This is a genomic window from Prevotella aurantiaca (assembly GCF_015262605.1).
Lineage (GTDB): Bacteria > Bacteroidota > Bacteroidia > Bacteroidales > Bacteroidaceae > Prevotella > Prevotella aurantiaca.
This window is the reverse complement of record NZ_JABZSJ010000025.1, coordinates 13120-35080: the sequence shown is the minus strand read 5'-3', so window position 1 is coordinate 35080 and position 21961 is coordinate 13120. Positions and strand designations below refer to the sequence as shown.

Below are 21961 nucleotides of genomic sequence, written 5' to 3'. Positions count from 1 at the left end.
CATTACTAAAATCCGTGAGCTTTTCAGCCTACCAAATGTCCATTACGCCAAAAAAAATAAATTTTATAATTATAATTTTCTGTTTTTATAATTATAAAATTTATTTTTTTTATTAAAACTTTCGTAGAGTATAATTACTTCTTTTTCGAATCAATAACTTTTATCTCTAAAAGTGCTTGTTACTGCTTAGTTCTCTTTCTGAAAGATAAGACAATCTGGATTATTTGAATTCATTTCATTCAAACTAAACCATAAAGTTAGCTTATTTCCATCTATTTTATAGTAATGTTCGTATGTCCAATTAGATAATTTTATACCCAAACCCTGTACAAATACAAATAAATGGCAATTATTTTCTGTATAAAAAACTCTCTTTTTCCCTCCCATTTGCCAATAACCAATAATGTCTCCATTAGACATAAATATAAGTTTATTAATTTCTGGATTATTGGAATTTATTGACTTCCAAGTACCCAGCAAACGAGTATCCATTTCTTTCTTTGTTAAATCTGGCTCTTTTTCTTCGCACGAAGCTAACGTAAATACTAAAAGAGAGCAACAAAGCAACCAAGAAAAAAATCGTAAGTGTTTCATATCAATGATTTTTTATTAAACTTAAGTTTTGTCTATATTGTGTCAGACTAAAATGAACAACTGCAAAGATAATAATTTATTCTAACACCCGCCCCATTTTTTATTTTTTAACACCTTTACTTGCGATAGATAGGAGCAAATTATAAAAATGGTATTTCAAGAAAAGTTTACTGCGTATTCTTTTTCTGCGAAAGAGCATAGAACTTTCTATTTATCTTACCGTTAAAGGTTCGTTCAATACTGTTTACTTCTTCGTAGAGGACAGGAATTTTATAACTTTCCAGTCTATCTTTTAGGAAGGTTATCAATTCCTTTCTCTCAAAATTATGATGTGGCACCACCAATAATTTTAATATTTCGCCTATCACAAGATGCTCTGCAGAAATACAAACACAATCTTTCACTGTGGGAAATGCCAACGCTACTTCTTCTACTTCTGATGGTGCAATTTTATAGCCACCAATATTTATTGTATCATCGCCGCGACCTTGTAAACGAAGTCTGCCTTTATCATCAATATACCCTAAATCTGCAGTTTTAATTACTCCATCACGCATAACAGCTTCTGTAGCTTCTTCATCATTCCAATAACCTGTCATTAGTGTTGTTCCTTTGCAAGCCACATGACCATCATCGGTAATAAAGAAAGAGGAATGTTTCATCGATTTTCCTACACAACCAGCAAGACTTTCGCCATCGTTATAATCGTAAGTGGAAATTATGCCCGTTTCTGTTGAAGCGTAAGTATTATAAAGGCGACTCTTTGGCAGCAATTCGCAAAACTTCTTCATATCAGAAGCAGCCATAGGAGCAGCTCCAGTTTCTATAAAGTCTATTTTATCAGCAACTTTTTTAAGTTCTTCCTTCCATAAAGCAATCAGCATACGGATTGCAGCAGGCACCAAAAACGTAGCAACTTTATTGGGTATAGTATCAATAGCCGTAAAGAAAGACTTTATATCTTTCATACCATCGATTATTTTAATCGTTCCACCGACATAGATGGTTGGATAAATCTTCGACAGACTACCGATATGATTTAATGGTCCATTGATAATAAATGTAATATCATGGTTGAATCCTTGCGAAAGTACAAGATTTTCTGCATTGGCCCATATAGTTTGATGGCTTATCATTACTGCTTTTGAGTTACCCGTAGTTCCCGTTGTAAACAAGATATCGGCAACTTCTTTAGGAACTGTTCCTTTTTCCAGCAACTTTGAATAATCGTCAAACTTTCTTGTTGGAACGTCCTTATGTAAAGGAACAGCAACTGCACCTGCAAGATGAATGGCAAAATAAGAAATAAGGAATTCTGCCGTAGAAGTAGCTATGAGAGGAACCAATCGTCCCTGCCAGTTTTCCATAGAAGCAACTTTCACGCTTACAGCTTTATATAACTGCGCATAAGTATAAGCCTCATCGCCACAGATGAGTGCTATTTTTTCAGGAAAACGTTCGGCATTCTCGCGCAACTTATCTTCAATCACCATCTTTATTCAGTTTCCGTTTTACAAGTTCAACAAGACTATCCAGAGTCTTGAAGTTTTTTGGTGTTACGTCAGCACGATTCATTTCGACACCATACATATCAGAAAGAACCATCAATATGGTTGTTATGCCAAGCGAATCGAGTTCTTGAAATAAGAAATCAGAGTCGAAATCCACAATTGGCAACACCTCTTCTAATCTTTTACGAATATCTTCTTTCATATTTTCTTGTTATTTTTATTTGAATAAACGCAGGAAAAATACTTCTTCGTATTCCTCACCCACAATTTACAGAGAAAATACCTTTGCGTCTTCTATTTCCTCTTTTTCTATACTATCAATAACACATAGGTTGTTGGCTATATCCTTCGCACAATGAGTTAACAATGCACGTTTAATCTCGTCTTCTTCGTATACCAACACCTTTGTTGAACGATGTACTAATGCATAAAGCAAAGCAAATTCTCCGTATCCACCATTCTTAACCAATACAATAGGGTATTCATCATGTGTATCTACCCATGCGGCATAGTTGTTATTTCGCTTCAAATTTTTGCGCACAGAACGATAAATATCAACACCTTTATAGCGATAACGATCTTGAACAAGATGAGAGAAGTAAGCTGCTGTTTCAATCTTCTTTGTTGTGGCAGCATATTCCTGCTTATAAAAACGATATACCTTTGAAGTAAGTTCAGAGTAAGAAATATCTCCTTCAAACTTTATACGTTTATAGGCTTTTATCGTAATACTTCCTTTGAATACTTGAATACTATTTTGGGGAAGAACTACATTCAAACCATGAATTATGAAAGGTTGAATATCCAGCTGATAACGTTGTGCCAACAAGAATGCCCCCTTATGGAAACGACAAATTGAAGAATGGTCGTTGCGTTTTCCTTCTGGGAAAATTACAAGACTATATCCTTGTTTTATGTAGTTTCTTATCATCTCGTCGTTGATAGAGTCTTTATTTTCTAAAGTAATAAAACCATTCCATTTATAGATTTTACGAATGACAGGATTACTACTTACCTTCCCATTTGAAACAAGAATTGTTTTAGGACTTAAAGCCATAAAAACAGCAGAATCTAACATCGACTGATGATTACTAACTATAATAGAAGGGGCAGCAAAAGTTTCTTCAGTAACTCCTTCTACAAGAAAACGAACATGCGGAATATTTTTTAAATCAAATAAAAATAAACGTTGCTGATAACGTCTTAGCCACATGCGACGTTTTTCCGAAGATGGTAACAGTTCTAAAAGAATAAATCCCAAAACATATACTGAAATTAACTGTGTAAAGAAAACAAAAGCACTGTATCCCATCACCAACAGATTTAAAATAGAAATAGGACGCTGTCTGTACTTTCCTGACGACTTCACCAAAAAATTGAATATAAGCGGAGGGAATATATAAGCCATCAACACCACTGAAAACATTCCCGCTATTGTTACTTCTGCTAAAGAATGCAATGCAGGATGATCTGCCACGATTAAAGTGCCAATACCAATAAACATAATCAACGCAGAAATGATAATTGATTGTTTATACGATGCAAGCATCTTACGACGATATGCATACTCGTACATTGCTCCTTCTGTCATGAATATTGTATAATCATCACCTTGTCCAAAGATAAATGTTGCAAGAATGATATTGACGATATTAAACTGCATTCCAAATAATGCCATAATACCTAATATCCACAACCAGCTTACTGCCATCGGAATAAAAGAAAGCAATGCCAGTTCAAGATTACCAAACGATAGCCACAAAAAGAAGAACACAATGAAACCACAAGCAAGACCAATGTAATTAAAGTCATTAGACAAATGATTGGCTATAGCACTATTCATGCTCATAATATCAAAGCTAAAGCTATCTTTATCCGAGAGAGTTTTTTTTACTTTCTGAATATCTTGCTCCTTTACAGAAAGCACATTAACGACATTATATTGTTTCCCAACACTATCAACACTAAGGTTTCCTGCAAAAATTGAAGTTGTTAGCGGTGAAAAATAGGAAGCTGATTGTGGTTGAAAGCTTTTGTTCAATAAAGCATAATAGTCATCAAAACTATCAGCCGCAAAACCTTCTGTTTGCATAGCAGAACGTAACGAAGTGGTAAGTTTCTCTTTATTTCGCATTAAAAAGTCTTGCCACAAAGCCAATCTGCGTTTCTGTTCAACAGTAGAAACAATAAACTGACTACAAGAACTATAATCATGTACATCTTTATTCTTTACCAATTTATCAAGAATGGGCTGCAATCGAAGATTTTTATCTAATGCTCCATCCATTGTAGAATCGGTTGCTACTGCATAAATCTTTTGAAATTCACCATTAGCTGTCATCATTCGTTGGAAATAAGCCATATCAGCCTTTTGTTCCTCCGTCATATAATTGATGTTAGCCATATTGGCATCAAACTTTGTTTGAAAACTAAAATAGCCGAAAACAATAGTGAGAACGATAACAATGCCAACGAAGATAGGCTTATTCTCTAAAGAAATATCACTCAACTTATTTAAGAAGGTATGCTTTACTTCCTTTGTTTCTTTAGCAACATGCGGCAGATAAATAAGTACAAAAAGAATCGTACCTATTAAAAGGAAAGAACTGAAGAGTCCTAAGTCTCTCAAAGCTAATGATTGTAATGGAACCAAAGCTAAAAAGGCACCAACAGTCGTAACATTACCTACTAAGAGCGGCATAATAATCTCTCGTAATGCCTTTTTCTTTTTAGGCGTGTGTGATAAATGGGCTATAAAGTGTAATGGATAATTAACAGCAATACCCAAGATAACCGAGCTAATTCCGATTACAATAATTGAAACATTGTCGTGAAGCAATGCTAACCCACCCATTGCAAAAAGCCACCCCCACGCTATGGAAAGGACAATCAGTAATATATTACGTACGCTGCGCAAGGTGAAAAGCAATAATGCCATTATGAGAGTTACGGCAATAATGACCGACAAAATACTGTCCGATTTAATTTGCGAAGCATTTCCTACAGCAATAACAGGACCACCAATAATGTGAACATCTATATTTTTATGGTGTGCAACAACTTTTTTACTACAATTCTGCAATAGCTTTATGAGGTGAGTATTATTCTCTGTTTCACTTGCTCCATAAGGCGAGTTAATCATTACAATGGCTTTCTGCATATCTGGAGAAAAGATATATCCATCATATAACTCGTACCTCAAACCAGTATCAGCACGTTGTAACTTCTGTACAACAGGTGTAAAAATATTGAGAGGATCACGTTGAATATTATCTGAGAGGATATCTCCAGCAGGGAACATCAGCATCTGTTTATCTTGCTGCAATTGTTTTGATATGTAATCTGGAGAACTTAGTGCGCTATCCATGCGAGCATAGTCCTTTTCTGTAAGGAAGTAAGGAATATTTCCATAGACAAAGCCTGTTACTTCCGACATTTTATCCAAGTCTACTTGCGATGTCAGATTTGTGATCACATGTGCTGAATCAGAATTCTGAACCTCCTCAACGAAAGCATCAACACTTTCTATCATCGCTTCAGGGTCTGCCTTCGTAGTATCACGATATTGGAAGACAGCAAAAATTTTATTTGCACCTGAAATATCTTGATAAACCTTTAATGCATTGTGTTGATTACTGTCAACAGGAAGAAAGTCTGCTATATCCTCTTTATAGCCTAATCGGAGTACCGAACCTATCAACAATAAGGTAACAACTGCAAATGAAAGCACACCAATCCATCTGTGTGCTCTCAGATAATCATATAACCTCAGTATTGATTCTATCATTCTATTTGTTATTTACAGGGTTTGAATAAATCCCCAAGAAGATGTCTTTCAATTTTTCTATATCACAAGTATCGTATTTCTCTAATGCCTGCAGATGCTGCATAAATACTTTTTTCTGTTCATCCGTATAACAGTCTTTATACTTTGTCGTGCCATAGCGCAGGTCATAAGCAATGTAATTGTTAGGATAAAGACGATAAGCAGCACGAATACGGCTATCTAAAAGCTGAGCTACAAGTTTATGGTATTCGTTGTTTGTTACGTTTTCAAACTTTGCTAATTCAGCATAAGAGATTGGTTCACACAATTCAAAATGTACTTTTCCTTTCTCTTGAACGATACCAGTGAGAATACTGTTTAAGTCTTCGCCTGGTTTTTTCGTATATTTAGAGAACTGCGATTCATAAAGTTCAAGAGTTTTCAATACATCACAAGGTTCCCATTCGTAAGAAACTGCTACAGGAACTATATGTAATTGGTCAATTGCTTTTAACTTATCGTCTGGGCATGACATACAAAACATTTTAATAATGCCTTGGTCTGTTGTGTCATTACCATCTTTTGTTCTACCATTTCGCTGTGCTATCCATACCGATTGTCCTTTTTGTGTGATAACGTAGCGAATGTATTCAGATAAATGCTTTGAACTTCGATAGAAATCTTTGATGTTGTTGCCTGGACGTTCCACTTTAAACATCTTATTACTCTTTCCAATATCAACGACTAATTCATTCATCATTAAGTTTGCTCCGAATGTTATTTCAGTAGTATCAAAGTTTTGAGTAACAAAGAAATACTGCAATAAACTGGAATCTAACATAATATCACGATGGTTAGAAACAAATAGATAATGCGCTTCAGGGTCCAATTTATCCAATCCCGAACAAGAGAACTCCGAGATACTATGTTCTATCACACGCTGATTTACCATGCGCATTGTTTCCGTTTGGAACTCCCGCACTGTTTTATAGTTAGCAATCCTTTCACGCACTTCTTCTAAAGGTTCATCGGGATATACGTATGAAGCCAATAATGGGAATGAAGAACTATTAGCTATACGTTCCATTGCAGCAGGAATTTCCTCTGCGTTATATGGTCTGATGTCATCAAATTGAGTTATCTCCATTTCTATTTTATGCTTTATTGTTCTTATAAAGTATTAAAGTTCACTACAACGCCACTAACGAGTTTTATTATCGCTATTGGTAAGTCGTCTAAACCACATAATAAATTCTTCTTTCCATTGTCGGCATTCTGCTGTACCTTTATTATTCGAGGCTCCAAATCCATGCCCGCCCGTTTCATACTGAATATAACGATGGGGAACTTGCTGACGAGTCAATGCAGAATCAAGAAGTTCAGAATTTTGATATTTCACAATAGGGTCGTCTTTACAATTAACTAAGAATACAGGAGGACAATCTTTAGGCACATGACGCTCTAAAGAAAGTAAATCTCGCAACTGATGATTATTCTTCCGACTATCACCCAAAAGTGCCCTACGTGAACGTTTATGAACACAAGACTCAATCATTGTAACAACAGGATAAACTGGAACAACAAAAAAAGGACGTTGTTCTTTTGGTAATAATTCTGCTGCCGACATCACTAAATGTCCACCTGCTGAAAATCCCATTGCTGCTACACGATTTGGGTCAATACCATATTCATCAGCATGTACCTTTATGTATTGCATTGCTCGCTGTAGGTCATTAAGTGCATCTGGATAACGAATGCCTCTAAAAATATATCTATAAGGTGTAAGAAAAGCTCCTACCCCTGCCGTGCGATAACGCAAAACAAAAGCTGATATACCATTGCGTTGTAACCATTCGCCTACAGCTTTTCCCTCACTATTCATATCGTGCCACAGATAACTACCACCAGGACAAACAATAATGGCGATATTTTTTTCTCCCGTTGCCAAATGAGGTGTCATAGGAACATTAGCTCTAACTTCTGTTCCCTGCCAGATATTGACACGTTGAGCCTGTTTCTGTGCTATTATAAACAGAGAATTCAAAAAGAAATACAGTAAGAGAATGTAACACTGCTTTTTCATTTTGTCATCTCATTGATTTTATTTAAAATATAGTTGCGGCCTAAAATAGCCTCAACAGTACTGATTGCTGTCAAAGGAACTCCACAGAAGCCTGGTAGACTATTGTTTTGTCCTGTCAATAAAAGGTTATCAACCTTCGTTACTACTGGTACTTGTGATAATAGAATATTCTTATAATTCTTGCTAAAGCCACACATGGTGCCTTCCTTTGCACCATAATAATCACGAATAGTAAGCGGAGAAGCTGTATTCACTTGTTCCACACAGGCACCGAAACCTGGATGAATTTCTTCAATATGACTTAACAGTTGCTGAGCTTTTTCTTCTTTCCATGCTTCATAGTCGGCTCCACGTTTCCCAACACTCGTTTTTTCCCATCTTTTTACGTCTTCATAACTCATAGGAGCAGTAACTAACGCTTTCTCTGCGTATGTTCCTTGTTGGTCTTCTGGAGGAGTCATGAAAAGAAAGCCCAATGGCCATACCTTATTTTGTTGGCCAAAATGCCATATCTCATCGTATTTCGTCATATAATACTCTGAGTGATTGATATAAGGGAAGGTTTCTGGTTTTAATTTTATATACACAGAAAAAGCCGAATAAGCATTTGGAATCTCGTTAAGTCTTGTACGATAAGCTTTAGGAAAAGCCTTTTCTGACATAAGAGAAAGTAAGGTACAAGGATGAATGGCTGATATGTAGTGATCAGCTTGATAAATTTTACCCTTTTTCGACCTCACATAATCTACATGACGGTTATTTACTTCCACCCATTCAATTCCTTCATTACAATGAACTGCTCCTCCATAAGTTTCTATGACAGAAACTAAAAGATTAGCAAATGTTTCGCTGCCTCCAATAAATCTACTTGCACCTTGAATATATAGCGAACTAATAATAGCGTGAATAAAAGCTGGACTCTCATCACCTCTACCACCATACAAAGGATTCATATAAGCAACGACACTGCGTAGCTTTGGATTTGTGATATACTTTGCAATAAAAGCATCAGCAGCAAGAAAGAAATCGGAAGTATGAGTAGTAAACATATCAGAAGAAGGACGAAGATGAAAAAGGTCTACTTCTTCAGTCAGACGAAAGATGGCATCTGTATATGCTTGAAGATTTTTCTTTTCTTCTGGGAAATGTGCCACCAAAGAATCAATAAAACCTTCTTTACCTTTTCCAATCTGGTAAGTGGTGCGATCTTCAGCAAAATACAAACTATCAGCGCAATTATCATCAACATTCATCAGCTGTACCTTTTCTGCTATTCCCAAATACTGACAGATACGATAAATATTTCCTCCTGGACGCATTCCACCAATAACATGCATACCCGTATCGAACTTCATACCAAAGCGTTTGAAATTCTGAAGTCCGCCACCTGCAGTTGCATTTTTCTCTAAGATTGTAACCTTAAAACCTTCCTTTGCTAAAAGAGCGCCTGCGAATAGTCCACCTAATCCGCCACCAATAATAACTACTGTTTTCATTCATTTGCCTCCTTTATCTGTTCATAGATGGTTTTTGCTGTTAACAACTCACTGCAAGTAACGATAGCGCCAACTAAAACTCCCAACATACCATGAGAATTGATATTTTGCCCTGTAAGATATAGGTTAGGAACTTTTGTTCGCTGTGGAACTCTACACGCACTTCCTAAACTGATGTCTTTAGCATTACCATACATAGAACCTCCTTCCGTACCAGTATAGTCAAGATAAGTAAGCGGAGTTGAGGTATAATATGTTTGAATTTGTGAACGTATACCAGGGAAATGTTCTTCTAACACATCTAAAAGTTGTTCTGCTTTTTCCTTCTTAAAAGTTTCGTAATCTTCTCCTCTTTTCCCAATAGCTGTTCCTTTCCATTTCTCAACATCAGCCATCTGCATATAAGAAAGAATAACCCCTGTTGAAGCATACTGCGAATCATTCTCTGGACAGAAATGCATATAAAGGAATCCCTTTGGCCAACTTTGTTCTGTATATTTCTCACAATCCCAAGGCGTTGTTCCCTGATAACCATAATAATTATAGTTTAGATAAGGAACCGTATCTGCTTTAAAATGTAGATAAACAGAGAAACCTCCCACTGTTTGCGGGATTTGATTGATGCGCTTACGAAAAGCAGGACGAATCAATTTTGTATCTAATAGTTCTAATGTACGAATAGGATGCGCATCGGAAACAATAATATCGCAAGGCATCATTTCGTTATCATTTACTTCCACACCAACGGCATGCGTATCATCACAAACTATCTTTGTTACTTTCTTTCTTTTTAGCACCTTTCCACCATAACGATTGATGGTATTAACTAAGGCGGATGCTATTTTATCGCTACCTCCTTTGATTCGGAAAGCACTCTGATTATAGAAATCCATGATAAAAGCATGGGTAGAGAAAGGCGTTTTTCCCTTCTCTGCTGCATAAAGCGGAAGATTTCCTACCAAAACATTTGCAAGAACTGGGTCAGTAATTATCTCGTCTATCACTTCGCTGATAGAACGTAACTGGTATTCCATATTCAATGCAGAGTCTGATTCAGCATATTTTAGAGAATGAAGTGAAGATGCATTGGCAACTTCTTCTATCAAATCAAAATACTTCACCAAATTAGAATATTGGTTGGGAAAGTACGTTACCATCTTTTTAATAAAAGCTTCTCTACCATTGGCAAATTCATATCGTTTACCATCTAAGGCCACAACATCATAACTCTGACTATTCAATTGTGAGAGGGTTACTTCCTTGTCTATTTCCAAATATCTCATCAACTTGTCTAATGTCTGTCCAGGTGCAGCACTACCTATAAAATGCATTCCTGTTTCAAACTTTGCACCACGCCGAGTAAAACATTGTAGACAACCTCCTACTTGAATACCTTGTTCAAGTACAGTTACGTTATAACCATTCTTAGCCAAGATAACTCCTGACGACAAACCTCCTAATCCGCTGCCAATAATAATAACCTTCTGCTTTGTCATCGTTCCATCTTATTAGCTATATCTTCATACTTCTTCTTGTAACGCTTACGCATCTCAGAAGCTTGTTGTCTTAGATCGCCCATTGCTAATAGTTCATTCTGTGTCAAAGGTTCACCTACTTCAACAAAGAATTTACCTTTATGTAGACAATAACCTGTCTTAGGAAGAATCTTTCCTGGTCCATAGAGATACATCGGAAGTATTTCTAAACCAAATTCCTGTGCCATATAGAATGCTCCTTGATGAAATCTTCCGATACGGCAATCTTTAGATCGTGTACCTTCTGGATAAACAGCTATACTATAACCACGTTCTATGAGTGAACGCAAGTGAGGCATTATTTCTTCTAATCCTTCCTTAACAGGCAAATATTCAGCATGTCGAATAAGTGAGCCATAAAAAGGATTATTCCATACCCATGCATTGGTAAGGAAAATTATTTTTGGTGTAAATACCAACTGACACATCAAGTCAAGATGTGATTGATGATTACAAATGATAATACGTGGCTTATTAAAGTCAATATCTTCTGGCACCTTATATTGATATTTCGTTCCTGGGATACCATGATGAATCATCACAAAACGTGATGCATGATAAATGAGTTGATGGAGACGATACCTTCTTTTTTCTGTCATTTTGAACAGTTTGGTATAAATCCATACAAAGGGACTAAAGACCAATAACGTAAAAAAAAGGAAGAATAATAAAGAATAAGTTGTTCGAACGAAAATCATCAATGCGCGCCACAACCTAAGAGGTAATCCATAAACAATTGCCAAGAAACAAAGTACAGTATTTAGAACACTAATACGTGCAAAATCTTTTCCTGGTCGGAAATGACTTACTCGTTCTGCACGAGGAGGATAATATACCTGTACGGGAATAGAAACTATTTTTGTTCCATGCCAAGAAGCAAAAACAAGTAATTCCAACTCAGCTTCATAACGTGAAGTGAGCAAAGACAATCCATGTAATTTACGCAAAGGATAAAGGCGATAACCCGTTTGTGTATCAGCTAAACGTTTTCCTGTTTGTATATAAAACCAAAAGTTAGAAAACTTATTGGCAAATGAACTGCCTTTTGAACGGTCAACACCTTCTAATTGTCGGTTACCAACTATTAAGGCATGGGGATGTTCTTGATTAGCTTTTAGGAAATGTGGAATATTTTCTGGATAGTGTTGTCCATCGCCATCAAGAGTTATAGCATATGAAAAGCCTTCTTCTAAAGCTTTTTTAAATCCCGTTTTCAGAGCATATCCTTTTCCTTTATTTTGTGGATATGCCACTATCTTGATATTATCAATATCATGTAAGAGGCTCATGGTATTATCTGTACACCCATCTGCTACAACGATAATATCATCACAATAGTGAAGACTTTGTTCCACCACTGCTTTTATCGTCTTGTCATTATTATAAGTAGGAATGACAACACAGATGCGTCTACTTTTTAATTGCTTTTTCAGTTCCTCATTCATCATACGACTTTCATCACTAAAGAAGTCTTTGCCATTACCTTTTCATCTGAAAGAACCACCCATTGCGCTTCAACCATTTTATTATCGTCAGACAATTCCACTTTCTTCATTTGATACATAATATGCAAAGTATCACGAGGAGAAATTACAGATAAGAACTTTACGTTCTTAACCTTGACGATTTCTAATTTACAAGATACAGACATCTTTTCTGTAAGCAATTCTTCAATGAGCTCCTTACCTATCTGAACAATACATACACCTGGTGTGATAGGCTCTTTTGGGAAATGTGCTTGATAGATAACGCAAGAAGGATTTAGTTCAATGGTATAATTGACCATCGAACTATCTTCTTCGTTACTGATTATCTTATATAAATTATTCTTCAGTTGCATCAATGCCTTCTTCTATTACTTTGGGTTCTGCTTTTTCATCCATCAGCGAGAACTTATAACTAATATGATATTTCTCATCTTTATATTGAGAAATACCTTTCAATAAGTTCTCTATCACACATCGCAAATCTTTTTTTATTACACGTCGGATATACCATTTATCGAGCATTGCGATGACTTGCTCTAACTTAACTTTCTTCTTCTGAGGATTATAAGTAAATTCAAGTGCTGTGATACCAAATTCATTGAACAGAACACCACGAAAGACATCAGTTTCTCTCACAAGCACGGAAATTCCACTAAGATAGCCCTTTGACATCTCTATGGTTGTGGAAAATTTTGCCCTGCTACCTATGCTGTCTTGCAATGGCTTTTGGTCAACTTCTTGCGCTCTCACCGTAACCATTAAGGTGGAAAGAAGAATAAAACTAATTAACAGTAAATATCTTTGCATTTATCGGACTGTTTACTTTCACATTTTTCATTTCAATAACTGTATGGTCTCCACGTTTCTCTATAAGTTCTACCTTTGCAACCATCGCCTTCTGTTTGTTAAAATGAAGAATTATCTTTTGAAACATCTGCTGCATTTGTTTCTGTTGCGGATAGAGTGTTGCTATATATTCTGACGTTGTTGTTGAAAGACTTACTTTAAAATCACGTTTATCATTGAGTGCTTTTCCCACAACGCTGTTCATCATAATACAAGCAATCTCCTTAAAAAACTTACTTTGATTGACATTTATGACATCATTACGACTTCCTTTGCTGATAAGAACTTTAGACCCATTCAATACAAATGCATAAGAATAAGGCGAGGTATATTCCCAACGAAGCTTGTCAGACTGCTGATAATACATTTTACCTGTAGAAACCATCTTGTCATTAAGCATACGAAGATATTTCGTCTGTACGAAATCACATTGCATCGATTTCATATTTGATGCAGCAGTCTCTATCTGCTGTCTTATCTTTGCTTCATTTGTTCCCTGTGCAGAAATTTTTAACATGACGAAACACAGCGCCATCAATAATAATAACTTTTTCATCTTACATTTATTTTTACTTGGCTATTATGCAACAACCTAATATTATAAGGCCTACTCCCACCCACTTGGTTACTGATACTGATTCGTGGAAAAAGAGAAGTGCTGCTAAAAGACCAAACACATAACTCAAACTAATCATTGGATAAGCGACACTCAAAGGATAGTTCTTAATGATATACATCCATAAAACTGAACTTGCCCCAAAGAATAAACCGCTACAAGCAAACTGCCAATTAAGAAGTAGACTACCCCAGAATACACGAGTCCAACCAAAAGGTAACATTTTCTGAAGAGCAAACTTCAAAAAAACTTGCCCTCCTGCCAATAGGGAACTCTGAATAACTGATAATATAACTACTTTCCACATGTTAATACCATTGCTATTGAATGAACCACTGGAAGTTTCTCAGCACCATCACGCTCCAGTAATGAGTTAAAGAGTGGTGTACTTTCATCGTGGCATCCTACAAGAACTGTTTTTGCTTTTCCTTCCTTTATTAGCATTTCAGCATCGCGAATCGCCCATTCTAAAGATTCTACTCCTTGCGTATAGGTAACATTATAGCCATGACATTTTGTTTTAATGGCAATATTGCTGCCTATAGTGTTATGCGTACTTTGCATGAAATGAGTAGGCTTCAACATTGTTTCACCTTCTTCTTTCATCTGTTCCAACAGAAGTTCGCTATATTCCAAACAACCATAAATGGTGCCAGTGATAATTGCATCAGGTATTTCAATATTTGCCTGTGCCAATGCTTCCATAGAAGACAGAAGCGAACTCTTCATAATTTTTCCCATACGACGTACCTCTAAAGGCTTTACGTACTTACGGATTCCTTCTAATTCTTCTTCAGAAGTAATCTCTACACGGGATAGAATTTTAATTTCGTTTTCCGAACCTTCAGTAGTATTTACTACTGTGGGTTGAACAGAGAATAACAAAGAAGAGTCATTTCCACCAAATCCAAACGAATTACAAAGAACGTGCTTTAAAGCTATATTTTCAACTCCAAGCGTTGGCGTAATGCCTGTTTCCATCTGATTTTTCCAACCTATATTAGCAGGAACGAAATGGTTTTGCATTGCCAAAATGCAGATAACAGCCTCTATACCTCCTGAAGCACTTGTAGTATGACCAGTAAATGACTTTGTACTGGATACCAAAGGCATATTTTTACCAAAAAGACGCTGCAAGGAAACACTCTCGCTTTGGTCATTATTGGGAGTTCCTGTACCATGAGCATTTACATATTGTATTTCATCTGGATTGACTTGCGCCATATCCAATGCTTCTTTCATTGCAAGATATGCCCCCTCACCATTTTCTGAAGATGCTGTCTGATGAAATGCATCACAAGCATTACCATAACCAGTAAGATACACGTGTGGTTTCACACCTCGTTTTAATGCTATTTCGTCAGATTCAAGCACAACAAAAGCAGCACCTTCACCTAAATTCAGTCCTGCACGGGTATTATCGAAAGGACGGCATTGCTGATGATCAAGAATCATCAATGAGTTGAAACCATTAAGATGAAAACGCGACAATGCTTCAGTGCCACCTGCCACAACAATATCGGCATATCCATGTTTTAATAATCGTGCACCAAACATAATTGCATTAGCAGCAGATGAACATGCCGTAGACAATGTCGTTACTTCCGTAAAAATACCGAAGTGTTGGGCCATAAAGTTTGTACTACTTCCACAGTCATGATGATGTAAGAATTCTAAATCACTCTCTTCGTTTAGATTATCGAAACAAAGTTCAGTGATATCCATTCCACCTACAGTAGTACCAGAAATAAGAGCGATACGCAAATGTTCTCCTCTCTTTTTTTGCGCCAAGATATCGTCAATAATGATATTGGCATCGTCCAATGCCTGTTGTATTGCAATGATACCCATTAAGGCAGTGCGGCTCATCATCTGTGATGCAGGAATACCAAGAATCTCCTTCATCTTTTCATTTGACAAGTCGACTTCTCCAACAGCCAACTCATGATGAATCGACTGGAGATGTTTCATCTTTCCAATACCACTTTGCTTTTTAAGCAATGATTGTAGCACCTCCTGCTTATTTAAGCCAATGGCAGAAACTATTCCTTCACCTGTAATTGCAATATTCATTTTATCTGTTCACGCATTATTTAAAAGAGGTGGACTCACTTATTTCTTTCTGTTCTTACTGACATAATCAGCAATAGCAGCCACGTTCGTGAAAATTTTCTTTCCTTCAGCAGGATTATCCAATTTAATGCCGTATTTCTTTTCCAAAAGAACTATCAGTTCTAAAGCATCAATTGAATCTAAACCCAAGCCATCACCGAAGAGAGCTTCGTTCTCATCAATATCGTCAGGAGTCATCTCTTCAAGGTTCAACGCCTTAATAATTTCTTCTTTAAGTTCCTTTATCAATTCTTTCATTATAAACTGTCAATTTTATTATTATAAATTTTTTATTTGTTATTATAATTTTTTTATTTATAATTATAATTTATTCGGCACATAATATATACATATCTGCCTCAAAATTTTCGTTGTCTTCATAATCGAGCCATCCTGTCAATACGCTTTTTGTCTTTCTATCTACAAATGCAGTTTCTATAACTTCATTCATCTGTTTTTCATCTCTTTGGGGGAGAATATAAAAAGACGTCTCACCATGATAACCATTACGAATCGCTATTTCGCCTGTAACGATATTAGGTAATGTATATACAAAAACGGAAGGACTTGGGAAAAAATTGTCCTTATCGGCTATTGACGCTAAATAACGTTTATCGGACGAGATGGAAGAAGTGTGATTGAATAGTATGATTGCCCGCTCTTTGGTAACAGAATTATCCACTTCTGATTCGGCTTTCTCAGCTTGAAGTAACAACTCCGACGCAACGAAGCCTAACCGACAAAGACCATCCATTTTATAATACTTTGGATAGTCGTTTATCAGTTGTTTATAAATTGATGTAAGTAGACTTTTCTCGCCTCTTTCACCAATGAGTGAAAGAAGCTTCCCATCTAACCAAGCACCATTAGGAGTAATACGAACATGATGCGATTTCTTTGTGTTAGAAGGGCGATTTATTATAGTTTTTTCTTCTGATTCCTTAAATGATAACTCTACAGATTTTGCAAAAAGAGTGGCATTGCAACCTCCAAAACCCGAGAGCATTTTAATGAAAGCAGGTTTTTCTGTTCTGCGATTTTCTGAAGTAATCATTACATTTCCCGATACTCCAGATTCTTCATAACCTCGTGTTCCTAAAATGGTATTATCATCTATGGATTTCATACAGAGAATGGTCTCAAAAATTCCTGCTGCACCCAATGTATGTCCGATATATCCTTTCAATGCATTGATGGGAATATCAATAAGTTCTGTACGTTGAAGTGCAATCGACTCCATTTGGTCGTTAAACATCGTAGCAGTTCCATGTGCATTGATAAAAGCAAGTTCTTCTTTATCTATTCCTTCCATTGTCTGTTGCAACGCTTCTGATAAACCTTCAGCCATCTTTGAGGGTGCACTGATATGGAATGCATCATTTTTAATAAATCCATGACCTATTTGCCATATACGTTTGCTTCTTTTTTCTTCCGACAGACTATGAATCTTACTGCTCAAAACTACTGTTGCTGCTGCTTCACCTAAATTCAATCCTTGACGTTCTATATCAAAGGGACGACAGGCTTCAAAAGACATTGCATTTAACGATTGGAAACCAGAAATAATGAATTGTCTTGGACAATCTGCACCACATACAACAGCATATTCATACGTACCTAATTGCAACAAACGAGATGCTAAGATTAAAGCTGAAGACCCAGAAATACAAGCATTACATACTACAATAGGACGTGTTCTAAAACCTAATCTAGTGGCAATGCGTTGCGCCGTTTCTCCAAGATATAGTTTCTCATCTTCCGTCTTACCAAGATTTTCAATGGCTCCTTTGGTAGAACTCAAGATAAATATTATACGCTTATCTGATACATTAATTCCTGATAAACTAATAGCTTTGCTTGCAGAGCTGAAAACTATTTCCTCAAAATCGGAAGACAATAAAGAAGCCATAAAACCATTAGGCACTCCATCAGTCATAGGAGCATAGGAACGAATAGCCGAACTGCCAGCCTTTACTGCATGATAGTTTTCTTCTGACGTTCTGCCCAAAGGAGATATAATATTATCGGCTAAAACATAAATCATATATCTTCAGATTTTTACTGTACGAATTATCTGTTTTCTACTTGTCCCCATCGTTCTTTCCATTCTTGGTAGAAAGATGGATTATCCCAGACCAATTGATAATTAAGATCCATAAAAACCTGTACGGAACTTCCTGTGGCTATGAGGCTATTGTCTTCTGTATCGTATATTTCATAATCGAAGACTATCTTTGCAGCCGCAGTAGGACGGTAAATAATATCTATGCGCGGTGTCATTCCATACTTGATGGGTTTCTTGTAGTGAAATGAAAGATCTACTAATGGTGCATAATAACCATGTTCAAAAAATCCCATATACTCCAATCCAAATTTCTTTCCGAAAGCTTCTCGGGCATCTTCAAAATAAAGTGAGTAAGAACCATGCCACACTACATTCATGGAATCAACCTCACTGAAGCGGATTGCAAATTCCTTCGATGCTTTCAATTCTTTCATATCTATATGATGGATTTTATTATTTTCTCTAAGCATTCTGCTCTTTGACGGCAATTTTCATCTCTGATGTTACTAACACTTTTTCACCGCATGTAATTATAGCATCAGCCAATGTCATACCAAAGACTTCCTCCTTTACTTCTACACGTGTTGTTATTACATCGCCAACTTTTGGCAATTCCAAAACTTCAAAGTTGCGTACAGCTCCAATAAATCCTAATTGAATTCCTTTCTTTAAGATATACTTATTGACAAATCCAATACGAGCAGCACAGGTTTGTGCTATATTCTCCATTAGACCAGAAGCTGAGAAATTTCCTTCATCTACAAAGATATTGTCCTGTCGCACCTCTGTTTCTGTTATTGTTAACATCTTATCAAAATGTACAAGTGAGCCTATCATTACAAAAGGCTCTTGCTGTGGCAACAACTCATGTATATCTATTGTGCGAAACATTTCTTCTGAAAAATTCTCAACCTCTGTATTCGCCATATTGTCTTTCATACCTTATTTCCTCCAAAAATCATAGAAGTTATACCACTGTAAAGGATACTGGCGCACTCTATGTTCAAGTTCCTTCACATAGCTCTCAGCTAATAATTGAATTTGTTGCTTACGTGGAGCTAGCTTGTCATAGTTGAGCTTTGTTACATATACTTTATAAGACTTGACAGATATTTTCACGACATTGACAGCAAGAACATCCTGCCCTTTCATCGTTGCTACAGAGAAAGGACCTACCGGAAAACGAGCCTCATCACCCAAGAACTTAGAAGTTATAGTTCTAATAGGGCCAATAATACGATCGGCTGGCATACTTACTATTTCGTTGTTATCAAGTGCTTCATTCACTAAAAAGAGATGACTCATATCTTCCATAACAGGAATCATGCGGATATTATGATGAGTTAGTATTTCTTGCCGTCCCTCCATAACAGAAGCTTTCTCACCTCCAAAAACCAATGCATTAAATCGCTTTGTCTTAGAGGTTAGTGAATAGCCTGCAACCTCATAACAACCAACGTGAGAGCTAAAAATCATAAATCCCTTCTCTTCAGTTTCTAACTGCTGGAAGTGTTCATACCCTTCTATTTCAACTTTGAAACGCTTTCCAGCATAAACTACAAAGCGGTCAATTACTACTTGAGCAAACAAACAATGATTGACATAAGTACTCCATGCTGAACGCAAGCGTCCATAACCATGCCTACAACGGAAATATCGGTAAGCTGACGTTCGGCTGTAATTGGTGTTCAGTAATAAACAGACAGGAATTACAAAAAGCGATGTGAACGTATAGAGTAATCTTACGTCCAACCAACGCAACGATCCTATCAACAACCGATGCATCCAATCACTGCCATAAGTTGTATTAGCCAACTTTACTTTCTATATAATCGCAGAACTGTGATAACGTAACCACTCCCTGCATTTCCTCAGGTTTAATTTTAAATCCAAAGTTCTTCTCTACGATAACAACGATATCAACAAAATCCAAACTGTCAATACCAAGATCATCTTTCAATTTTGCCTCAGGTGCAATGTTTTCTTCGTCTATTTCCAAATCCTCAATTAAGAACATTCTTACTTTTTCTTCAATTTCTTTTCTTTCCATTACTTACTTTACTTATAAATTATTTCAATTTTACTTCTAATATTGTATGTCCTTGCCCTATTTCATCATGGATATTCACAACCTTTAGACCTGCACGTTCAATCTGTTTAAACATATCGTCAGAGTGATACATTTTACTATTACCATTAGCCATGACTGTGAAATAAACACTGGTCATCGTTAAACAGAGAGATGCTGGTTCATATTTCTGTCGATCCCAAAAGGTTTCCATTATATATAAGGTGGTATCAGCGGTCATCGCTTTAGCAGCACGGGAGAGAATGCTGTATATTTCTTGTTCAGAGAAACAATCTAAGAATTGACTCATCCAAATTGCATCCCAATCTCCTTGTGGCAATTCATTTTGTTCATCAAGAATGTTTGTTGGAAAACCATCAATGCGAACTGCACCTTCCTTCCCCGCTATATTCTCCTTCATCATTCCAATCTGGCCTGGCAGATCTACAATTGTAATATTAACATTAGAATCGTATTCTACACAACGTAACGCAAAACGTCCCGTATTACCACCTACATCCATCAAATGCTTAGGATTTTTAGCAAAAACAATCTTCAATGCCTTATCAAAAGAGTGATCACTATAGAAATGATCAAAACTAAACCAACTATCTTGAACTTGCTTTTCAAGTTTAGACAAGCCTTCATAAATGGTCGGCCAATCACCAAGCGTTTTCAATCCTGCTGGTTTTCCTTCCATAAGTGCTTCATCAAGATGATACATGCCACGATAGTTTACATTATGGTTGAAATCAATATTGACACGTGTAGCTGGATCGTTAAGTAGAAACCAACCTGTCTTGGAAATTGTATAACGATCGGTCTCTTTGTTAATCAAAATTGTTCCTGCGCTCAATGATGCTTCGAGCAATATCTTTAATGCATATTCTGAAAGCTTGGTCTGCTTTGCTAATTCTTCTAAGGTCAACCCCTCTAAGCTATCACGCAATGCTTCCAATATCCCCCACTTCACCATAAGGCGGGATATCTGAAAAATGACAGGACCCCATGCTATGTACTCAGCAAGACGCTGTGCCTCACGAGCAGATAATTGTTCCTGTGTATACCTGTCACTTTCTGATTGAAATAGATTCATTCTTTCTCCCTTGTTTTAATCTCCTTTATAAATTGTTCTGCAAGGACTTACACTATTTTGAGCCCAACTCTCCTGAAAATAACAAGAGAGGTAGGTAATTCTACTTAGCCTTCTTGATCAGCTTAACGACCTGTTCAGCCAATTCACGATATGTTTCTATACGACGCTTCTCATTGCCATAGCCAGCACCAGCCACACCATCAACATCTATAATAGCAAATGGCTGCTTTCCATTCTTTTCATAAAAGTTCATCAAGGCACTCATGCGTGCATCACCAGCACCAAAACCAATCAAAACAGAGACACCAGTACTTCCATAATGGAAATCCTTTACTTCAATAACAATGGTATAATCGGCTTCGCTCTTCTTGTCAGTAATGGTAACACTTTTTGTCTTGTCATTGAAACGTTCCATAAAGTTTGCTTCTGAACGTTCTATTTCTAACTGATAATCACGCTCCCAATCAGGACCTTTCTCTTTCAAGAAGGCTTTTACACTCTTACCTTCTAAAGTAGCATGACTGTAGTCCCAAACTACAAAAACTTTTGCTTTTGAGGTCTTGAGATTAGAAAGTGAACCACTTTTCAATGTTACGTCAGCTTTGGCAAACAGACTTACCACGCAACACATTACAAACGATAGCATCAATAAGATTCTTTTCATAATAGCATATTTTTAAGTTAAT

General features: G+C 36.5%; 22 protein-coding genes. All 22 read right to left on the bottom strand.

All coding sequences use genetic code 11. From position 1 onward, the window contains the following. Positions 1-186: 186 nt before the first annotated feature. The 22 genes from HXN26_RS05905 to HXN26_RS05800 all read right to left on the bottom strand — a co-directional run bounded on the left by HXN26_RS05905 (position 187) and on the right by HXN26_RS05800 (position 21939). On the bottom strand, positions 187-594 hold the full coding sequence (locus tag HXN26_RS05905) for a hypothetical protein (RefSeq protein WP_273159530.1): 408 nt from the start codon (positions 592-594) through the stop codon (positions 187-189). A gap of 167 nt (positions 595-761) precedes the next feature. Then, entirely contained in the window at positions 762-2087 is a 1326-nt protein-coding gene (locus HXN26_RS05900; RefSeq protein WP_273159528.1) for a class I adenylate-forming enzyme family protein, read from the bottom strand. Then, positions 2077-2307 (bottom strand): phosphopantetheine-binding protein, encoded by a 231-nt coding sequence (locus HXN26_RS05895; RefSeq protein ID WP_025000350.1) that lies wholly within the window; start codon positions 2305-2307, stop codon positions 2077-2079. The genes HXN26_RS05900 and HXN26_RS05895 overlap by 11 nt, the downstream gene beginning before the upstream one ends. A 66-nt stretch (positions 2308-2373) precedes the next feature. Further along, the gene (locus tag HXN26_RS05890; protein WP_273159526.1) at positions 2374-5892 is read right to left on the bottom strand and encodes a 1-acyl-sn-glycerol-3-phosphate acyltransferase; all 3519 of its coding nucleotides are present in this window, start codon (positions 5890-5892) and stop codon (positions 2374-2376) included. A 1-nt stretch (position 5893) separates the two neighbouring features. Continuing rightward, positions 5894-7018, bottom strand: coding sequence for a 1-acyl-sn-glycerol-3-phosphate acyltransferase (locus tag HXN26_RS05885; protein ID WP_273159523.1), 1125 nt, complete (start codon positions 7016-7018; stop codon positions 5894-5896). 54 nt (positions 7019-7072) lie between these two features. Then, positions 7073-7954: an alpha/beta hydrolase gene (locus HXN26_RS05880; RefSeq protein ID WP_273159521.1), complete on the bottom strand. Its 882-nt coding sequence runs from the start codon at positions 7952-7954 to the stop codon at positions 7073-7075. Then, positions 7951-9450 (bottom strand): phytoene desaturase family protein, encoded by a 1500-nt coding sequence (locus HXN26_RS05875; RefSeq protein ID WP_273159519.1) that lies wholly within the window; start codon positions 9448-9450, stop codon positions 7951-7953. Before HXN26_RS05875 ends, HXN26_RS05880 begins: the two co-directional genes overlap by 4 nt. Next, positions 9447-10946 (bottom strand): phytoene desaturase family protein, encoded by a 1500-nt coding sequence (locus HXN26_RS05870; protein ID WP_273159517.1) that lies wholly within the window; start codon positions 10944-10946, stop codon positions 9447-9449. The genes HXN26_RS05875 and HXN26_RS05870 overlap by 4 nt, the downstream gene beginning before the upstream one ends. After that, positions 10943-12433, bottom strand: coding sequence for a glycosyltransferase (locus tag HXN26_RS05865; RefSeq protein ID WP_273159515.1), 1491 nt, complete (start codon positions 12431-12433; stop codon positions 10943-10945). The genes HXN26_RS05870 and HXN26_RS05865 overlap by 4 nt, the downstream gene beginning before the upstream one ends. Next, entirely contained in the window at positions 12430-12825 is a 396-nt protein-coding gene (locus HXN26_RS05860; RefSeq protein WP_025000343.1) for an ApeI family dehydratase, read from the bottom strand. Before HXN26_RS05860 ends, HXN26_RS05865 begins: the two co-directional genes overlap by 4 nt. Further along, complete coding sequence (locus HXN26_RS05855; protein ID WP_273159512.1) at positions 12809-13279, bottom strand: hypothetical protein; 471 nt, start codon at positions 13277-13279, stop codon at positions 12809-12811. Before HXN26_RS05855 ends, HXN26_RS05860 begins: the two co-directional genes overlap by 17 nt. Beyond that, complete coding sequence (lolA2, locus tag HXN26_RS05850; RefSeq protein WP_273159509.1) at positions 13254-13874, bottom strand: flexirubin biosynthesis/transport protein LolA2; 621 nt, start codon at positions 13872-13874, stop codon at positions 13254-13256. The genes HXN26_RS05855 and lolA2 overlap by 26 nt, the downstream gene beginning before the upstream one ends. A 13-nt stretch (positions 13875-13887) precedes the next feature. After that, positions 13888-14241, bottom strand: a complete 354-nt coding sequence (locus HXN26_RS05845; RefSeq protein ID WP_273159507.1) for an EamA family transporter — start codon at positions 14239-14241, stop codon at positions 13888-13890. Continuing rightward, positions 14229-16007, bottom strand: coding sequence for a beta-ketoacyl-[acyl-carrier-protein] synthase family protein (locus tag HXN26_RS05840; protein ID WP_273159505.1), 1779 nt, complete (start codon positions 16005-16007; stop codon positions 14229-14231). Before HXN26_RS05840 ends, HXN26_RS05845 begins: the two co-directional genes overlap by 13 nt. 39 nt (positions 16008-16046) lie before the next feature. Next, positions 16047-16304: a phosphopantetheine-binding protein gene (locus HXN26_RS05835; protein ID WP_025000339.1), complete on the bottom strand. Its 258-nt coding sequence runs from the start codon at positions 16302-16304 to the stop codon at positions 16047-16049. Between the two features lie 70 nt (positions 16305-16374). Next, positions 16375-18090, bottom strand: a complete 1716-nt coding sequence (locus HXN26_RS05830) for a beta-ketoacyl synthase N-terminal-like domain-containing protein (RefSeq protein ID WP_273159502.1) — start codon at positions 18088-18090, stop codon at positions 16375-16377. A 26-nt stretch (positions 18091-18116) separates the two neighbouring features. Continuing rightward, the gene (locus HXN26_RS05825; RefSeq protein ID WP_025000337.1) at positions 18117-18545 is read right to left on the bottom strand and encodes an acyl-CoA thioesterase; all 429 of its coding nucleotides are present in this window, start codon (positions 18543-18545) and stop codon (positions 18117-18119) included. A 28-nt stretch (positions 18546-18573) separates the two neighbouring features. Further along, positions 18574-19050: a hotdog family protein gene (locus HXN26_RS05820; protein ID WP_273159499.1), complete on the bottom strand. Its 477-nt coding sequence runs from the start codon at positions 19048-19050 to the stop codon at positions 18574-18576. 3 nt (positions 19051-19053) lie between these two features. Next, on the bottom strand, positions 19054-19896 hold the full coding sequence (locus HXN26_RS05815; RefSeq protein ID WP_273159532.1) for an LpxL/LpxP family acyltransferase: 843 nt from the start codon (positions 19894-19896) through the stop codon (positions 19054-19056). A gap of 22 nt (positions 19897-19918) precedes the next feature. Continuing rightward, positions 19919-20161, bottom strand: a complete 243-nt coding sequence (locus HXN26_RS05810; RefSeq protein ID WP_273159497.1) for an acyl carrier protein — start codon at positions 20159-20161, stop codon at positions 19919-19921. 19 nt (positions 20162-20180) lie between these two features. After that, positions 20181-21275, bottom strand: a complete 1095-nt coding sequence (locus HXN26_RS05805; RefSeq protein WP_273159495.1) for a FlxJ family methyltransferase — start codon at positions 21273-21275, stop codon at positions 20181-20183. Between the two features lie 100 nt (positions 21276-21375). Beyond that, a complete protein-coding gene (locus tag HXN26_RS05800) occupies positions 21376-21939 on the bottom strand; it encodes a hypothetical protein (protein ID WP_273159492.1) in 564 nt (187 codons plus the stop codon). Positions 21940-21961: the final 22 nt, after the last annotated feature.

Bases quoted from the DNA above. Each gene is read 5' to 3' on its own strand.
- HXN26_RS05870 (WP_273159517.1), bottom strand. From the start codon at position 10,946: ATGACAAAGCAGAAGGTTATTATTATTGGCAGCGGATTAGGAGGTTTG.
- HXN26_RS05835 (WP_025000339.1), bottom strand. From the start codon at position 16,304: ATGAAAGAATTGATAAAGGAACTTAAAGAAGAAATTATTAAGGCGTTG.
- HXN26_RS05860 (WP_025000343.1), bottom strand. From the start codon at position 12,825: ATGCAACTGAAGAATAATTTATATAAGATAATCAGTAACGAAGAAGAT.
- HXN26_RS05905 (WP_273159530.1), bottom strand. From the start codon at position 594: ATGAAACACTTACGATTTTTTTCTTGGTTGCTTTGTTGCTCTCTTTTA.
- HXN26_RS05805 (WP_273159495.1), bottom strand. From the start codon at position 21,275: ATGAATCTATTTCAATCAGAAAGTGACAGGTATACACAGGAACAATTA.
- HXN26_RS05875 (WP_273159519.1), bottom strand. From the start codon at position 9,450: ATGAAAACAGTAGTTATTATTGGTGGCGGATTAGGTGGACTATTCGCA.
- HXN26_RS05890 (WP_273159526.1), bottom strand. From the start codon at position 5,892: ATGATAGAATCAATACTGAGGTTATATGATTATCTGAGAGCACACAGA.
- HXN26_RS05820 (WP_273159499.1), bottom strand. From the start codon at position 19,050: ATGAAAGACAATATGGCGAATACAGAGGTTGAGAATTTTTCAGAAGAA.
- HXN26_RS05845 (WP_273159507.1), bottom strand. From the start codon at position 14,241: ATGTGGAAAGTAGTTATATTATCAGTTATTCAGAGTTCCCTATTGGCA.
- HXN26_RS05885 (WP_273159523.1), bottom strand. From the start codon at position 7,018: ATGGAGATAACTCAATTTGATGACATCAGACCATATAACGCAGAGGAA.
- HXN26_RS05815 (WP_273159532.1), bottom strand. From the start codon at position 19,896: ATGCATCGGTTGTTGATAGGATCGTTGCGTTGGTTGGACGTAAGATTA.
- HXN26_RS05830 (WP_273159502.1), bottom strand. From the start codon at position 18,090: ATGATTTATGTTTTAGCCGATAATATTATATCTCCTTTGGGCAGAACG.
- HXN26_RS05900 (WP_273159528.1), bottom strand. From the start codon at position 2,087: ATGGTGATTGAAGATAAGTTGCGCGAGAATGCCGAACGTTTTCCTGAA.
- HXN26_RS05855 (WP_273159512.1), bottom strand. From the start codon at position 13,279: ATGCAAAGATATTTACTGTTAATTAGTTTTATTCTTCTTTCCACCTTA.
- HXN26_RS05895 (WP_025000350.1), bottom strand. From the start codon at position 2,307: ATGAAAGAAGATATTCGTAAAAGATTAGAAGAGGTGTTGCCAATTGTG.
- HXN26_RS05810 (WP_273159497.1), bottom strand. From the start codon at position 20,161: ATGGAAAGAAAAGAAATTGAAGAAAAAGTAAGAATGTTCTTAATTGAG.
- HXN26_RS05840 (WP_273159505.1), bottom strand. From the start codon at position 16,007: ATGAATATTGCAATTACAGGTGAAGGAATAGTTTCTGCCATTGGCTTA.
- HXN26_RS05800 (WP_273159492.1), bottom strand. From the start codon at position 21,939: ATGAAAAGAATCTTATTGATGCTATCGTTTGTAATGTGTTGCGTGGTA.
- HXN26_RS05880 (WP_273159521.1), bottom strand. From the start codon at position 7,954: ATGAAAAAGCAGTGTTACATTCTCTTACTGTATTTCTTTTTGAATTCT.
- HXN26_RS05825 (WP_025000337.1), bottom strand. From the start codon at position 18,545: ATGAAAGAATTGAAAGCATCGAAGGAATTTGCAATCCGCTTCAGTGAG.
- HXN26_RS05865 (WP_273159515.1), bottom strand. From the start codon at position 12,433: ATGATGAATGAGGAACTGAAAAAGCAATTAAAAAGTAGACGCATCTGT.
- lolA2 (WP_273159509.1), bottom strand. From the start codon at position 13,874: ATGAAAAAGTTATTATTATTGATGGCGCTGTGTTTCGTCATGTTAAAA.